The 17,421-nt window shown below is 27.6% G+C and carries 10 protein-coding genes; 8 read left to right on the top strand and 2 right to left on the bottom strand.

Translation table 11 applies throughout. The features are described from left to right. Positions 1 to 1,547 precede the first annotated feature (1,547 nt). From rplM to glyS, 6 genes are all read left to right on the top strand, one after another. A complete protein-coding gene (rplM, locus tag HACICURT3053_RS00735; RefSeq protein ID WP_157991858.1) occupies positions 1,548 to 1,976 on the top strand; it encodes a 50S ribosomal protein L13 in 429 nt (142 codons plus the stop codon). 15 nt (positions 1,977 to 1,991) lie between these two features. Next, positions 1,992 to 2,384 carry a 30S ribosomal protein S9 gene (gene rpsI, locus HACICURT3053_RS00730; protein ID WP_157991857.1) on the top strand — a complete coding sequence of 131 codons (393 nt, stop codon included), beginning with the start codon at positions 1,992 to 1,994 and terminating at the stop codon, positions 2,382 to 2,384. 283 nt (positions 2,385 to 2,667) lie between these two features. Further along, entirely contained in the window at positions 2,668 to 3,309 is a 642-nt protein-coding gene (locus HACICURT3053_RS00725; RefSeq protein WP_157991856.1) for a glutathione binding-like protein, read from the top strand. A 7-nt stretch (positions 3,310 to 3,316) separates the two neighbouring features. Beyond that, positions 3,317 to 3,820 carry a stringent starvation protein B gene (locus tag HACICURT3053_RS00720; RefSeq protein WP_157991855.1) on the top strand — a complete coding sequence of 168 codons (504 nt, stop codon included), beginning with the start codon at positions 3,317 to 3,319 and terminating at the stop codon, positions 3,818 to 3,820. Between the two features lie 510 nt (positions 3,821 to 4,330). Further along, positions 4,331 to 5,239 carry a glycine--tRNA ligase subunit alpha gene (gene glyQ, locus HACICURT3053_RS00715; protein WP_157991854.1) on the top strand — a complete coding sequence of 303 codons (909 nt, stop codon included), beginning with the start codon at positions 4,331 to 4,333 and terminating at the stop codon, positions 5,237 to 5,239. Between the two features lie 13 nt (positions 5,240 to 5,252). Continuing rightward, positions 5,253 to 7,346 carry a glycine--tRNA ligase subunit beta gene (glyS, locus tag HACICURT3053_RS00710; protein ID WP_157991853.1) on the top strand — a complete coding sequence of 698 codons (2,094 nt, stop codon included), beginning with the start codon at positions 5,253 to 5,255 and terminating at the stop codon, positions 7,344 to 7,346. Positions 7,347 to 9,423: 2,077 nt separating this feature from the next. On the opposite strand, the gene HACICURT3053_RS00705 is transcribed toward glyS, so the two are convergent. Then, positions 9,424 to 9,732, bottom strand: a complete 309-nt coding sequence (locus HACICURT3053_RS00705) for a hypothetical protein (RefSeq protein ID WP_157991852.1) — start codon at positions 9,730 to 9,732, stop codon at positions 9,424 to 9,426. A gap of 344 nt (positions 9,733 to 10,076) precedes the next feature. Between HACICURT3053_RS00705 and rsmD the strand changes: the two genes are divergently transcribed. After that, positions 10,077 to 10,646, top strand: coding sequence for a 16S rRNA (guanine(966)-N(2))-methyltransferase RsmD (gene rsmD / locus HACICURT3053_RS00700; RefSeq protein ID WP_157992291.1), 570 nt, complete (start codon positions 10,077 to 10,079; stop codon positions 10,644 to 10,646). Between the two features lie 2,314 nt (positions 10,647 to 12,960). Next, positions 12,961 to 14,076: a murein hydrolase activator NlpD gene (nlpD, locus tag HACICURT3053_RS00695; protein WP_157991851.1), complete on the top strand. Its 1,116-nt coding sequence runs from the start codon at positions 12,961 to 12,963 to the stop codon at positions 14,074 to 14,076. 993 nt (positions 14,077 to 15,069) lie between these two features. On the opposite strand, the gene dnaB is transcribed toward nlpD, so the two are convergent. Beyond that, positions 15,070 to 16,488: a replicative DNA helicase gene (dnaB, locus tag HACICURT3053_RS00690; protein ID WP_157991850.1), complete on the bottom strand. Its 1,419-nt coding sequence runs from the start codon at positions 16,486 to 16,488 to the stop codon at positions 15,070 to 15,072. Positions 16,489 to 17,421 lie beyond the last annotated feature (933 nt).

The raw sequence follows: 17,421 nt of genomic DNA, 5'->3' as shown, positions 1-17,421 counted from the left end.
ACTATAAAAAATAAAAATTTTTACTACTTTTTAAGATCAACTTACACATAAAACTAAAAGTGATTTATAAAAAATGTCTATCAAATAAATAAAAATAACTAGCAGTTTGACAATCAAAGCTCAATACTTAAAAACTTCTCCTTAATAATAGACAAACCAGGAAATATTTCCTAAATGAAACCAAGGAATATAACTATATAATTCCAGACAGATCTCCTTGAGAATAATATAACAGATACATTAATAATAAGCATGACTCCCATATGGAATCACAGCAAATCTGTTATTATTAATTTAGATAAAATGAATCAAGTATCGACCTAAAGAAATAAATTAGAAATTTAAAAATAGAAACTAACTACATGAAACGTTAACTTACATCGTAAACAAATATATTCATTATTAATCACCAGCCTGCATACTTTGGATAAAAAAAGAATGATATGTCTTGTGTATATTCTATGCAAGAATAATAGGTCACTAAAAAAAACAAATACACCGCTATTATTATGTTTTTCCAAAATATGAACATTTGTAAAAATAACAGAGTTTGCATTAGTCTAATAGAAATTATTGCGAATCAATTTAAAATTGAGATCCATTGGCTCCGTGTCTATAAATTATTATCTCAGAACTTGTTAACTCCAGATTATTAATGTAATCAATGCAAAACTATTAAACTGCCTAACCTTAAGTAAAAAAACCTACAGTAAATTGCAAGCCTTATTATTAAAGTAATTATTTTTATTACATGTAATTAAATCAAATCATAGAAATAATTAAGAAAAATGTGAAAATATCACGATATACAGAATCGTTAATTATCACACAAATTAGTTCACTGATTACGATGTTTAGATGACATCATAATGATACCAGAAGAAAAAATAAAATATTTATTGCAATTACGCACAAAATTACTTAAAAATACAGATCTATCAAAATCTGTAATAAACGTATACTAATACAAGATATTTCTAAAGGGATATAAGAAATAGATTTTAATCTCTTATACAAAACAAAACGAAATAAATATAACTTTGATTAAATCAAAATACCATTCAATGTTTGATTTCTATATGTTATAAAAATAACAACCATCTATACTCAAGACCAATCGTTAAAATTTTTAACTCTAATAAACAAATTATAAAAAAATAAAATAAAATTGATAACTGCATTGATATCTTAATTCAATATAATGAATCAAGATACAACTAAAATTTAAATACTAAGATTGCATATTTTCTTCAAAAAATACAATGTAAGAACTATGGTACACCCATAGAATATAATTTTAAACAATTAAAACATACTCAGATATAATAATGAGTTCAAAGAAAAGATTCGATTTTTATAATCTAATTCTAGAATAATGTAAAATCTATGTTAATATAAGATATTATCTTATAGGTTAAGCGTCTACTAGCGTCCAACTTTATTTCAAATTGGTATCTTTCTAGTAAAAATCATTATATAAATGCCAACCCATATATTAATACTTTCGGATTGCATTAACATAAAAATTAATTTAGGTGTGTGTTACAATGAGAACTTTTACCGCTAAACCTATATCAGCCCAACACAACTGGTATGTAGTGGACGCAACACATCAAATCCTAGGTCGTCTAGCTACAGAATTAGCTAGACGACTAAGAGGTAAACATAAAGCAGAATATACTCCACATGTTGATACAGGTGATTACATTATTGTCTTAAATGCGAAAAATATATCTATCACTGGTAAAAAAAGGAAAAACAAAATCTATTATCACCATACTGGCTATGTTGGTGGAATTAAACAAATTTCTTTTGAAGAAATGATTAGACGACAACCAGAACGAATTATTGAAATTGCAGTTAAAGGCATGCTACCAAAGGGACCATTGGGTCGAGAGATGTATCGTAAACTAAAAGTTTATGCAGGAAATACACACAACCATACAGCACAAAAACCACAAGTTCTTGACATTTAATTAGGATTATAGACAATGGTTGAGTATAAAAAATATGGAACTGGTCGTCGAAAAAGCTCTTCTGCCCGTGTCTTTTTAAAGGAAGGCATTGGTCACATCGTAATAAACCAGCGTTCTCTAGAACAATATTTTGGTCGAGATACATCTCAGATGGTGGTGTGTCAACCTCTCAAATTACTTAATAAGATGCATCAATTTGACTTATTTATTACTGTTAAAGGCGGTGGTATTTCTGGACAAGCAGGTGCAATCCGTCACGGAATTACACGCGCTTTAATAAAACATGATGAATCATTACGAAGTGAACTTCGTAAAGCAGGATTTGTAACACGAGATGCTCGCCAAGTAGAGCGTAAAAAAGTTGGTCTTCGTAAAGCACGACGTCGCCCACAATTCTCTAAACGATAATTTTCTATCTAAAAAAAATAATAAAAACCCGGAAACCACAACCGGGTTTTTATTTTAAATAACTCTAAAGAGAACTAAATAACAGAACTACTACGTTAACTATTTTGAACTCTTCCTGAGATGAGAGATAAGAACTACATATGTTTTTCTACAAATCTTTGTTTAACAACATAAATATCTTATGATTTAATAAAGAAATTATAAATATTCCATAATATTAGTATGTTTAGACACAAGAAGAGTTAGATAACTATAAAAATTTTTTATTAACCTTGGAGACTTCATGTCCGCTATTACTAATAAGCGTGCAGTGATGACGCTATTTTCTGGACCTACTGACATTTTTAGTCACCAGGTTCGCATTGTACTGGCTCATAAAGGAATAAATATAAAGATTGAACCAGTTGAAAAAAGAAACTCAACAAAAGACTGTATTCTATTACACCCTCCTTTCTCTATACCTACACTTATTGATCGAGAACTGACTCTTTATCAACCTCAGATTATTATGGAATACTTAGATGAACGATTTCCACATCCACCTCTTCTTCCAGTCTATCCAATAGAGCGAGCTGAAAGCCGACTTATCATGCATCGCATTCAACATGATTGGTACGTACTTATGCATACAGCACAAAATAATATGGGATCTCAAGCAGAATCTGCGCGAAAAAAACTCCAAGAAGAACTACAATCTGTGAACACAGTCTTTGCGCGTTCACCGTTTTTTATGAGCGAAGAATTTAGCCTTATAGACTGTTATTTAGCTCCACTATTTTGGCGTTTACCTCAAATAGGTATTCATATATCCAAGCCTAATTCCAAAGACTTAAAAGATTATATGAACCGTGTCTTTACCCATAGTTCTTTTCTTTCATCTCTTAGCGAAGAAGAGAATGCCATGCAAATACATACAATAAAGTGACATAATAATGATCGAATCTCAATTTACAGATCAACGCCCCTATCTTTTACGTGCTTGGTATCAGTGGTTAATTGACAATAAGATGACACCCCATCTACTAGTCAATGTTAACTTTCCTTCTGTTGTAGTGCCAATATCTTATATAAGTCATGGAAAAATTATACTGAATATTTCACCAAAGTCAGTAGAAAATCTAGAAATCAAAAATGAGCTAATTTCTTTTAATACCTGTTTTAATGGCATAGTGCATAAAATTTCATTACCTCCAATTTCAATTCAAGCAATTTATTCTATTGAAAATGGCATTGGAACTAGTTTTACACATCAAAAAACCAAAATAGATTTCAATGTAAACCAATTACAAGAAAACTATAAAACTCCATCAGTACAAGAAGAATCAGATATTCCTAACTTGACTTCTATAAAAAGTAAAAATAACAACCATAATATAAATGCAAATAAAATTGTTTCAGAAATAAAAAAACCCTCTACACTTCGTATTATAAAATAAATTATCTATAATTATGATAACTAATATGACCATTTATCCTAAAATTAAATAATATTCATCTAATATGAATTTCATAACTCTGTATGCTATTATCATGTTGCATCTAATAAAATAAACTATCATTTATATAGAAATCATAGCGATCACAAGTTAATCAATTGCTACCTTTCCTAAGTAGAAAGTAACCATTTTATAAAAAATATAACTCATAATATATAAAAATTAATTAGAAAATAAAATAGCTCTAATTCATAAACTCAAATAAAAAACTGTAGTACTAAAAGTATCTTACAAAAAGTGAATAATTAAAAAATTATATTAAAACAAGTTTCATACTCTACCTAAATAGAGCTCTTTGTTATAAGAAAACATATCATTTATTATAATTTATTAAAATAACTAACCTAAGTTATATTCAAACTAAAATAGAGATTTTTTATAATTTTCACCACGAATTACTACAGTATCTAATGACATATAATAATTTATTATAGCGTATATAATATCAATATGACAAATCTTGACAATAAAACCGTCCAAGGACTTATTCTACTCTTACAAACTTACTGGGCCAATCAGGGTTGTAGTATTATACAACCACTAGACATGGAAGTCGGCGCAGGAACATGTCATCCAATGACCTGTCTACACGCCGTTGGGCCAGAACCAACAGCAATAGCCTATGTACAACCATCACGACGCCCAACGGATGGCCGTTATGGAGATAACCCCCACCGTCTTCAACAATACTATCAGTTTCAATTAATCCTAAAACCTACACCAAAAAACATACAAAACATGTACATTGATTCTTTAACAACACTAGGTATTGACTTCAAAACACATGATCTAAGATTTGTAGAAGATAACTGGGAAAATCCCACTTTAGGAGCCTTAGGCCTTGGATGGGAAGTATGGTTAAATGGAATGGAAATAACACAATTTACCTACTTTCAGCAAGTCGGCGGCCTAAACTGCAAACCTATTACTGGAGAAATTACCTATGGTTTAGAACGCTTAGCTATGCACCTTCAATCAGTTAGTAACATTTATAAATTAATATGGAGCAAAAATACTTTAGGTACAATTACTTACGGTGACTTATTTCACCAAAACGAAATAGAACAGTCAATCTACAATTTTGAATATGCTGATGTTGATTTTCTTTTTCTTTCTTTAGAACAGCACGAAAAATCGGCTAGAAAGCTAATACAACTTCAAACACCTCTTCCACTTCCAGCTTATGAACAAATTCTAAAAGCTATACATAGTTTTAACTTACTCGACGCACGAAAAGCAATCTCATCTACTGAGCGTCAACACTGCATTTTACGTATTCGGTCTTTAACTAAATCCGTAGCTGAAGCCTATCTAACATCTAGAAAAAAACTAGGATTTCCTCGGTGTAAAAAAAATTAAAATATGGTGCACTATGAATAATCAAACTTTTCTAGTCGAAATTGGAACCGAAGAATTACCTCCAAAAACACTACGAAGTCTGGCCGAAGCTTTTGCAGATAACTTTACTAATAGACTCAATAAAGAATCCATTATACATGGTAAGATTCATTGGTTTGCTACACCTCGTCGTTTAGCTTTACAAGTAGAAAAACTCGGTACAGATAAGCGCAGTTATATAATCAAAAAACGCGGACCAACAATTCAATCTGCCTTTGATGCTAACGGAGAACCAACCCCCGCTGCTAAAGGATGGGCGCACAGCTGTGGTATTCGAGTTGATCAAGCAGACAAACTGATTACTAATAATGGTAGTTGGCTAACATACTGTTTTAAAAAAATCAGACCATGTGTTCAAATATTGCTTCCAGAAATTATTGAAGAATCTCTAGCTCGAATTCCTATGCCTAAAGCTATGCAATGGAACGAATCAAAAATTCAGTTTATACGCCCAATACACAACGTAATTTTACTTCTTGGAGATACACTTATCGAAACTAAGATTCTAGGAATTTACTCTACACGTACCACTTATGGTCATCGATTTATGGGCATTCCCTATTTTAGCATTCCACATGCTGACCAGTATCAAAAAATACTGTTTACACTCGGTAAAGTGCAAGCAAATTATCATACGCGTAAAGAATTTATAAGAAAAGAAATTCATAAATCCGCTTCAATTATAGGAGGAGTAGTAATTCTTAGCGAAGAACTTCTTGAAGAAGTCACTTCATTGGTAGAATGGCCAGTAGTTCTCACTGGAAGGTTTAAAAAAACATTTCTAAGAATACCTAATGAAGCGCTCGTACAGACTATGCAGTCTCATCAAAAATACTTTCCAATATATAATAAATCAGGAGAGCTCTTACCTTATTTTATCTTTGTCTCTAATATTGAATCAAAAGATACGGAAAAAATTATTTCTGGTAACGAAAAAGTGTTGCATTCGCGTCTAACAGATGCTGAATTTTTCTTTCAGAAGGATCGTTATCATCGTTTAGAACATTATCTTCCACATCTGAAGCGCGTTTTATTTCAAAAAAATCTCGGTACTTTATATGACAAAACGCAGCGTGTTAAAAAGCTAGCAGGATGGATTGCCATGCAAATTGGAGGAAATGTTAACAAAGCTCAGAGAGCTGGTCTTTTATCTAAATGTGATCTGATGACCAAAATGGTATTTGAGTTTACAGAAACACAAGGATTTATTGGCATGCATTATGCTCGTCAAGACGGTGAATCTGAAGAAGTAGCGATCGCACTCAGAGAGCAGTATCAACCTCGATTTTCTGGTGATTGCCTTCCTTCTGGCGAAATATCTTGTTCACTCGCAATTGCAGACAAAATAGATACAATAGTAGGAATATTTAGTGTTGGTCTACATCCAAAAAACGATAAGGATCCTTATGCTCTCCGTCGTGCAGCACTTGGGATCTTACGCATTATTATTGAAAAAAAACTACCTCTTGATCTTCATTTACTCATTCATGAAACAGTTCGTCTATATGAGAACCAACTAATTAATTCTAAAACAATAGACGATATAATTTACTTTGTATTAAGTCGCTTGCGATCATGGTATCATGATCAAGGTCACAGAAATGATACATTACAAGCAGTTCTCGCGCGCCGCCCGTTTAAACTAGTAGATCTAGATTTACGAATCAACGCAATTACACATTTTCGATCTCTAAAACAAGCACAAGACCTTTCAGCAACTAATAAACGCATCTCTAATATTTTATCCAAAACAACAGATTCATTAAATACGCAAGTTAATAAAGCGTTATTAATAGAGCCAGAAGAAATTCAATTAGCAGATCAAATCAATAATCTATACGTTATATTACCTTTATACTATGCAGACTCTCGTTATCAGGAAGCGTTGATGAAAATAGCTTCTTTAAATAAAATAATTAATAGCTTTTTTAATAAAGTTATGGTAAATTCTATAGATAAAGAATTACGTGTTAACCGTCTAACATTATTATATAAATTTCAATCTCTATTTATCGAAATAGCTGATATATCTCTACTTAAAGACAATTCCTCAATTTATGAAAAATAACTTTCCACTTAAAAACACATCTAGTATTATATATAGATAATTATCTATGTATCGATAGACTGAAATAATGTCACTTAAATTTATCATAAAAATAATTACAAAAATAGAAAGATTTAATAAACTTGATTAATTAAGAAACAAAAATCTCTATCTAGTATTTTGTTTTATCTTGAATTAAAAAATTATTTTATAAAAATAATATATACTATAAAAATATAATTCTCCTAAAAAATAGGAAAGAGTTTTTTGATTCTATTTTTATAGAATGTTATACTTATTTTTTACTATAATTTTCCACATTATATTCATATGTATCCCATAAAAACGTTTTTAAGAAAATATAGAATTACTACGTAGTCACTACTAAAAATATATACTCATTGTTAACTTATCAAAGGTGAACATATTATACAAACATACATATTGATATAACATATTTTATACACTCAATCACTTCTTTTCTATAATCTTAAAAACTTACAGATCAGAACTATCTTATCTTCTGTTTTTTTTAGTTAGATCGAATATAGTTCGTTTTTCTTATAACCTTCTCTTTAAATCTAAATAACTCTTTGTTTTCTCTTGTAATTAAAGCCTTACTTAATACTACCGTCTCACACACTACAAGATCCTAGGAATTAACGGTACAGTTATTGAAGATAATAACCTAAACACAATCATTCGTCTTTAATCTAGATACTTAAAAAAATAGTTTTCCAGAAACAAATACTAAGATAAACTACTAATCTTATAATATAAATAAATTAAATGCCATAAAATAAAACCAATCTATTTTTATTTAAAGATGGTTTATCCATTCAAATCCATATAAAATATATACACTATACTCTATCTCGTAGAATAAAAGATTTTTATTTCGTATCAAACTATATAGAATATATTTGTGCAAATAATTTTTATCATTAATAATTTAGTATAATCTCGAATTAATACATAACAAAATTTATTAATTTATTAAATGAACCACCAAATCTCTTAATTAAAAATTTATATTATTTTATTAATCAAATTAGTTTAAAGATGACACTTACTTACCGGAATAATTCTAGTATTTATAAAACACAGTGTTAACAAAATGTATTCAAAATACTTTAATATATTTTATATCTAGTTAAAAACTTTTTAAGTAATGATATTTATCAGATATCAAATGTTATTAATTTTATACATATACCTCCATAATAATTATTATACACTTGTATATAATAAAAAATTATGATCTTATTAAAAAATAATCTATCATTTAAGATTCAAGACTAATTTAAATAGATAAAATAATAATCTATTCAAATAAGTCTCATCGTGAAATTTAATACATCTTTAAAGAAGATGTATAAATCTATGATTAAATTAAGCTTATCTATCTCCTTTCATTTGATTTCCTAAATTAAAAGATCAAGTAAAAACTTAATTGACTTAACTATTTTAAATAAAAATAATTTTCTCTATAAAATAGTCAATAGTATTAATAAATAGATCACCTTTAGATATCCTAAATATAAAAATTAAAATATTTTCTAAATAATTCTAAAATTTACTTTAAACTCTTTTATAGAATAGAAATATGTTAATTTATAAAATACATATATCTAAAATATACCAAGATGATTCATCATACAAAAAATTATATCTAATATAATGAATAATTAATAAATTCAATATTTACACCATTGTATTTGTTAGAAAAATTATTAATTTTAAATTAAATTAAACCCTTATAGATTTATCTATAAAATATCTCATTAAAAAAAACTAAATCAATCTACATAAATCAAGTTAAAAGTTATCTTTCTTAGTTTAACTAATAATGAATACCGCTACCTAATCTGTTAATACTTTTCTAAGATCATAGAAATAACCTGACTACAATAATGAAAAAATAAATACATAAATAATATATCATATCTAGTACTATTTAACTGCAGAATACTTAATAAACTAACCTATAGTTAGTCCTATGCACTTTAGTTGAATCATATTTTGATTTTAATAGTTTAAAAATCGTTGACTTGTTCTAACTAAAACTTTTTTTATTGTTATAAACTAAAAAAGGTTCTCAATATAAACGATCAAACACAGATATATGAAATTTCTTTTTCTCTAGTTGTTTAATGTAGTACCAACGCTCTTCTGGTTTTGGTGGTGAACCTATCTCATGTTCATGATGAGTTGGCGTGACTGACATAACACATGATTTCTCTGGAATCATAAAAAAAAATATACCTATAAAAATTGATTGAACAAGAATTACCATCGCTAATGCGATTGTTAATATACCGCTATTCCGTTTTATACGGACAGTAACAGGATTTTTATACCCTAATCCTATTGCCCGTTCACGATTGACATAATCTTTATGTATCACTTTTTCTCCACATAATACCTTGTTGTTTCAATTTATCCAGATAAAACCGCTCTATCAACTATTAATTTATAACCTGCTTGTCTTTCTCAAAAATAAGAATAAATAACAATCATGTTATTTTAACATATATAAAAATAAACTATAATGGATGAAATATTTTGAACAAAAAAATAAAATAAAAAAATTAGAATCTAAATTAAATAATAAAATACTAAATCATAAAATGATCTATTCTCTAAAGTTTTAATCATAGCTAGCTAATATACTTCTTACATATGTATAAATCATGCTATTTTCTAATAAAAAAAGAAGGTATTGCAATACCAAAAAAAGAACACCAAATTATGCCGAAAAAAAAAATAAGTATTATTGGTGGTCAATGGAAAGGAAGAAAACTATTCGTTCCTGATAGTATCGGACTATATCCCACCACCCATCGTGTTCGTGAAATGCTTTTTAATTGGTTAGCTCATGATATTTATCAAGCTAAATGTCTCGACTGTTTTTCTGGAAGTGGTGCGCTAGGATTTGAAGCTCTTTCGCGCCATGCTTCTAGCATTACATTGTTAGAAAAAAATCAGATAGTAGTGCGTCAATTAACTAAAAATAAAAAAATTCTAGGAGCGAATAATGGGCATATTATTCATACAAATGCATTACACTACATATCTAAAAAAGGTATACCCTATCATATAATCTTTGTCGACCCACCATTTTATCAAGATTTAATTATAAAAACGATTACTCTCTTAGAAAGAAATTTCTGGTTAGAAAATGAATCACTAATTTATATAGAAAGTGAAATTAATAAAACAGATCTTCCAGTTCCACATAATTGGCAAATCTATCGAAAAAAAATAACCGGTCAAGTCGAGTCTCGATTATATCTACGCCTAAAAATAAATTATACATAATATTCAAGTTTATCTGTGAGACATTAATTAAATTAAATATTCTATACTTTCTATTTTTAAATACAAAAAAATATACCTATCAAAATTTATGAACATGCTTAATATTTTTATCTTGTATGTCATAGACATCTTGCTTTTTAGAAAAAGCTACCTAAAAAAAATCCTCTCTAATTAAATACAATAGATGTCATTAAAAATAAAACGCAATAAAATCAAACAACATACATAATATCTATTTATACTAAACTAGTCTTAATTACATAATCTATATGTACGATTCCTTTAGAAATCAGCACTTAATAATAGGGGAAAAATTTAAAGGTAACGATTCTTAATTGAATACAAATATTCTTATAACATTTTTATCCATAACTCATTATATCTATCATTAAACTCAAAATTATTCCAAAATAACTTATTAATCCCAAAAAAAATACGTACAATATATCTATCGTATAGAACCTAACTGATAAGAAGTTATATAACTAGTATCAAATAATCATCATATACTAAATTATGAGCCCCAATCTAAAAAATTTAATAAAACAAACATGAACAATATAAATCAAACTTTTATAATTATAATTTTGTTGCTCAGAAAAAATTAATAATAGTATTCCTAATAGAATTATAAATACTTTTCTAACATAACTGAAAACAATTCCATAAGATCTCAAATTAGACTATAGTCTCCACTACAGATTATATTATCTATTGATAATTAAGAACATAAAAACAAAAAAATCACATGGCACATACAAATATAATTTTATCTTACAAACCATCTTACTTGATATACAAACAATTCTATGTAATACTTTAATTTTAATATGCATATCCCTAAAAACCAGTCAATACCATTGTATATATTAAAAATATAATCAAATACTCTAAAAATTAGATTTTAATTATTTTTTCTTTAAAAAAAAGAAATGAAATTAAATATAATATATGTAAATTATATCATCTGATCCATCTAATATTTTTTTTCAATAACTAAAGTACACCCAGTTTAACAATTCACACGAGCCTTACAAAAAAGTAACTATCATCTACCAATAGAAATTGACCTATTCTAAAAGAATAGGTTCTTATCTGACACTTTTAGATTTCTCATAAATAACTATATACATAAAATATGAATAGAGAAATTTTAGATAAGAATGAAACACATCTATAAATTTCTATTTAGCACTTTCAGATCCTAGATACATGTAGAATCTTAATTAGAAGAACTAAACTTCTCTAAGCTAAATTAGATTTATTTTATCAAAAAATATAAAAAGAATCTATTAAGAAATTATGGTAAAACTAGTAAAAAACTCCAAAAATATCAAACTATTAAATCCTAAAAAAAGGAAGACTACAGCATAATTTTCTAAAAATTCTATGGTTTAGAACCATTGACATTTCTAATACAGACTTCTCTCTTGATTTATACATACTTTACTTTATATACTTATAGTAGTTGAACAGCCTTTTCACATTGCTTGATATATTAACCACATAACTCAAAAAATAATCAGGAAATAATACTTCCTATAAATAAACACATACTATCCAAAATCATCTGGAGATGTTCTCTTTATTATTTATGGTATTTGATATATATCCAAGAAAATCAAGTAATACAGAAAAAATATAATTTTTTAATAAAAAACATGCTTATTTAACTATTTTAGCACATAATTACATATAAACTGAGTAACTCATCTTTAATAATAACAACTTTACTTTAAATAAATATAGAGCAATTAATGAGTTATAATTAACATATTCATAACAGTATATAATACTTTTATCAATCAGTTGATTGACACCAATTTCTAGAATATAAAACTGCCTATACTAATAAACATCTCCAACCACATAAAACAACATTAATTTTAACGTACTCTACGTTAGATATATAAAAATTATTTATATAACTAAATACAAAAATCATGTAAATCATCTTCATGCATAAATTTTATGTCACTAAATAGAATAAAAAAATATAAAACATACAAAATAAACATACTTAAATCGTAATCAATTATCTAACAGTTAGAGACTATAATGATAAGAAAATACAATCAAACCTAAAAAACTAACTATACAACTTTTTCTTTATTAAAATGTTATAGAAATAAATCTCTATTTATCATAATAATAATAAATCAGAAAATTCAGATATTATTATTATACTTCAAAGGCTTCACTAATAATATACTATTAAAAACATCTTAATCTCTCTTATTTTATTATTCTAATAAAGAGAAATCTAAGATTACAAATACTATATTAATTGTATAAAGCTGTAATAGAGGAGTCAATGAAAATAGAAAAACTACTATTTAAAGCAAATTCTGTAGTAGTAATTACAATACTAGGATTTGGTCTGATAGGTTGCTCTAAGACTATGAATACCGAAGTAGCTATAAATATAGTTGGAAAAAATACATCAAATATGCTAAGCAATTATTTTAATCAAGTTAAAAATATTACTAAAATAACAATCAGTCATCCAATACAAAAAAGATCACTATCTATATTAGATAAAAGAATAAGCCTCAATATCTCTAAATTAATCAAAATAAACAAAATAGTAGCCAAACAGGGTTTTATAGTTTATAGAAAAAAAAATAAAAATATTAAACCAAAAACAAATAACCAAGCAAATTATATAGTTAAAAAAGGTGATACTTTATTCCATATTGCATCTATTACTAATAATACAGTTCGTCATCTAGCAAGTCATAATAACATTCCTATACCATATGTCCTCACTATAGGACAAAAATTAAATATTCTTAAAAAAACTACTCGTACCAAAAAATATAAAAATACAGAAACTACTCTAAACAAAAAAAATAAAAAAGGACAATCTATTTCTAGACTCAAGATAAAAACAAAAAAAAACAATATTAGGCACAAATCAAATATGTTTTATCCTAAAAAATTAGATCAAATTCATAAAATCAATGCTCCTCCTCTATCTAATCGCATTCTATTTAAAAAATCCGAATTAATTTCTACCCATATCATAAAAAATATTACTAAAAAAAATATTCCTCTTATAACGAGTTGGAAATGGCCAGCACATGGAAAAATTATTGATAATTTTTCTTCGGAAGAAGGAGGAAATAAGGGAATTGACATTGCAGGCGTATATGGTCACGCAGTTGTATCTACTGCACCTGGGCAAGTAGTCTATGCTGGTAATGAGTTACGAGGATACGGTAATTTAATCATTATTAAACATAACAATGACTATCTAAGCGCTTACGCACATAATGCAACAATTTTCGTAGCAAAACAACAAACAGTCAAAGCTGGTCAAACCATCGCTACAATGGGAAATAGCGGAACAAACTCTGTAAGATTACATTTTGAGCTTCGTTACAAAGGAAAATCTGTTAATCCATTATATTATTTACCGAAACGATAACTGGAAATAAATTCCATATTTTAAAAAATCATAAACTCTTCAGTTTATTAAACATACAAAGTAAAAATGCAAAAAATACTAACCCATAATTCAATGATTAAAATCATCAAAATTACAAATATATGTTAAAAAGAAGGATAGATATCGTTTAATCAAAAAACTAAAAATAATTAAAACTAAATACATATTTGCCTGAAATGCATCAATATATTCAATATTGATTGAATTCTTTATTATACAAGATATAAGGTTTCTGTCTTACGTTACTACATAATCTAGTTAAATCTAAAACTTAGTTAGTTTTAATTCTTTTTTAATACATTCAAATATACAACGCTATACTATTGATGTTGATTTAGACATTCTTTGATTATTTCATGACAAACAAATGGTCACATACATAACAAAATACAACACTGATTTCATATATCTACTATCTGAAATCTAAATTTTTTATTTATTAACAATAAGAAAATAAAAATCTTGGTTTCTTCTTAGATAAGAACATTGATGAAAATCAATATTAATATATAAGACTAACAGAAATCCAATTCCATTGGATCAGAATCTAAAATAGTATGGTAGTTAATATGGAAAATATATAGTACAATCACTATCGTAGTATAATATAATTCACTCAATTAATGAATACGTCCTTTTCTAAAAAGAGTATTGTCATAAATGAAAATTAATAAAAATAAAAGATTCTTTTTAATTACGATAGCAGTATAAATCACCATTTATTCCAATCCATTTGACTCATAATTAAAAAAAAGTAAAAAAATTACTTATCATGTCAACTATCTCAATAAAATCATCTAAAATATACCAAAAGATTAAAAAATACATTAATCTAATAAATCTAATATCTATTTAAATCCTTGTTTTTACAATTCTTTCTGTATTAAAAATACTATATATACTTAATTTTAATATATATATATCATAATGTTATCTAATGCAGTATTCGATAAAAAATATAATTCCATATACTTATTTATTCTCATACTGTTTCGGCCAGGCATAATTATCAAAACGTGACCATTGTCCATTAAAAGTTAATCTTACCGTACCAACTGGACCATTACGTTGCTTACCTAAAATAATCTCTGCCACACCTTTTAAAGTGCTGTGCTCGTTATATACTTCATCCCGATAAATAAACATGATTAAATCAGCGTCCTGTTCAATAGAACCAGATTCACGAAGGTCAGAATTAACTGGTCTCTTATCAGCTCTCTGTTCCAAAGAGCGATTAAGTTGTGATAACGCTATAACAGGCACTTTTAGCTCTTTTGCTAACGCTTTAAGAGATCGAGAAATCTCAGCTATTTCTAATGTGCGATTATCAGATAAAGCAGGAACACGCATCAACTGTAAATAGTCAATCATAATCAAATTAAGACCACCATTCTCTCGAAATATACGGCGAGAACGTGATCTAACCTCAGTTGGAGTCAGACCAGATGAATCATCAATAAACATATTTTTCTTTTTTAAAAGAAGACCCATAGTACTAGAAATCCGAGCCCAATCTTCATCGTCAAGCTGACCTGTACGGATGCGAGTTTGGTCAACACGTGATAACGATGCTAAAATTCGCATCATAATCTGCTCCCCAGGCATTTCAAGACTAAAAATAAGAACCGGTTTGTCTTGCAACATTGCTACATTTTCACATAAATTCATAGCAAAAGTGGTTTTCCCCATTGAGGGGCGTGCAGCAACAATAATTAAATCAGAACGTTGTAAACCAGCGGTTTTTTTATTTAAATCTTGATAACCTGTATCCACCCCAGTCACGCCATCATGAGGCCTTTGGTATAAAGCTTCAATACGTGATACCGTAGATTCAAGAATTTCATCAACACTTTTTGGCCCTGAATCCTTTTTAGCCCGATTTTCAGCAATCCGAAATATTCGTGACTCTGCGAGATCAAGTAGAGCATCACTACTGCGACCCTGAGGATTATAACCTGAATCAGCAATTTCATGTGCTGCAGAAATCATCTCACGAACAACTGCACGCTCACGTACTATATCCGCATAAGCACCAATATTTGCTGCACTTGGTGTGTTTTTTGACAACTCCGCTAAATAAGCAAATCCCCCTGCTATATTTAATTTACCTTGAACCTCCATCCATTCAGACAACGTGATCAAATCAATCGGCTTACCTTGATCCAGTAAATGTTGCATTTCTTTAAAAATAATCCTATGAGGACGACTAAAAAAATCCTGAACCACCACGCGTTCTGAAATATTTTCCCAACGGTCATTATCAAGCATTAAACCACCTAATACTGATTGCTCCGCTTCTATTGATCGAGGAGGTAATTTAATCCGTTCCATTTGGCTATCAAATGGCTCAGTATTTGTATAGAACTTATGGATGGATTTCTTCGCTATCATAAGAATCTTGTACCAAAATCTTTTTTAATGAAATAATTATCACTAGAAGTAACATTTCTATAAATTCTAGCATTCTACTGAAGGTTATAATTTGCCTTAATAATAAAATAACTTAACATAGATAGATCTCCGCACGATGGAACTAAACCATAATGATCTAGATAGTAAAACACTAACTTCTATAAATTTGAAAATTGCGATTCAATATATTCATCTAGAATATAATTCTAATCGACAATAAATTAAAATAATCAAAATCAGTCTATATTAGAGTTAATTCTAATTTTATCCAGTTTTTGCATACTATTTAAAATCCTTTCATCTACTTAGAAAAAGGAAAGTAATAGTATCTTCAATCATTTAATTACAGTCGACTAAATAAAATGATATCAAAACTTATTATTTAAAGAATATGTATTTCATACATAAATGAAAGAACATAGTATAATATTAATATATAAGAAAATAGAGATCTTTTCTCAAAAAATAAAAATGTCATATCCATTACCTAGATTTACTATAAATCTTAGTAAATGAATGAATTTTTTATAAAAAATTAAAAATTCAGTAACACGACCATCATTACTTATATTAAATTACATTGCATAACTAAATATTTTAGAACCTAATTTTATATCCTTCTCCATCTTTATTATCTTCAATACTTATAGTAATATTTTGATCTCTATACCTTATAGATTAGATTAAAAATAATCAGGTATATTAAATAAAGTGATAAGATGAATATCTTTTACTTATCTTCAGATAAGAAATATGTGTTTTTTTGGAAAAACCCATGATTTATATATTAATAACAGAATCTAATTCCCCCTCTACCTATTAAAAAATCAGATAAATCGCTGGTCTAAAAACAGAGATTTTATTAAAAAATTAATCTTTATAGATCATTAATCTATTCAAGTTAAATTATAA

The sequence above is a fragment of the Candidatus Erwinia haradaeae genome, assembly GCF_900698855.1.
Taxonomy (GTDB): domain Bacteria; phylum Pseudomonadota; class Gammaproteobacteria; order Enterobacterales; family Enterobacteriaceae; genus Erwinia_E; species Erwinia_E haradaeae_F.
The sequence above is the reverse complement of the archived record's forward strand: the minus strand, read 5'-3'. Positions and strand labels throughout refer to the sequence as shown.

Bases quoted from the DNA above. Each gene is read 5' to 3' on its own strand.
- rplM (WP_157991858.1), top strand. From the start codon at position 1,548: ATGAGAACTTTTACCGCTAAACCTATATCAGCCCAACACAACTGGTAT.
- rpsI (WP_157991857.1), top strand. From the start codon at position 1,992: ATGGTTGAGTATAAAAAATATGGAACTGGTCGTCGAAAAAGCTCTTCT.
- HACICURT3053_RS00725 (WP_157991856.1), top strand. From the start codon at position 2,668: ATGTCCGCTATTACTAATAAGCGTGCAGTGATGACGCTATTTTCTGGA.
- HACICURT3053_RS00720 (WP_157991855.1), top strand. From the start codon at position 3,317: ATGATCGAATCTCAATTTACAGATCAACGCCCCTATCTTTTACGTGCT.
- glyQ (WP_157991854.1), top strand. From the start codon at position 4,331: ATGACAAATCTTGACAATAAAACCGTCCAAGGACTTATTCTACTCTTA.
- glyS (WP_157991853.1), top strand. From the start codon at position 5,253: ATGAATAATCAAACTTTTCTAGTCGAAATTGGAACCGAAGAATTACCT.
- rsmD (WP_157992291.1), top strand. From the start codon at position 10,077: ATGCCGAAAAAAAAAATAAGTATTATTGGTGGTCAATGGAAAGGAAGA.
- nlpD (WP_157991851.1), top strand. From the start codon at position 12,961: ATGAAAATAGAAAAACTACTATTTAAAGCAAATTCTGTAGTAGTAATT.
- dnaB (WP_157991850.1), bottom strand. From the start codon at position 16,488: ATGATAGCGAAGAAATCCATCCATAAGTTCTATACAAATACTGAGCCA.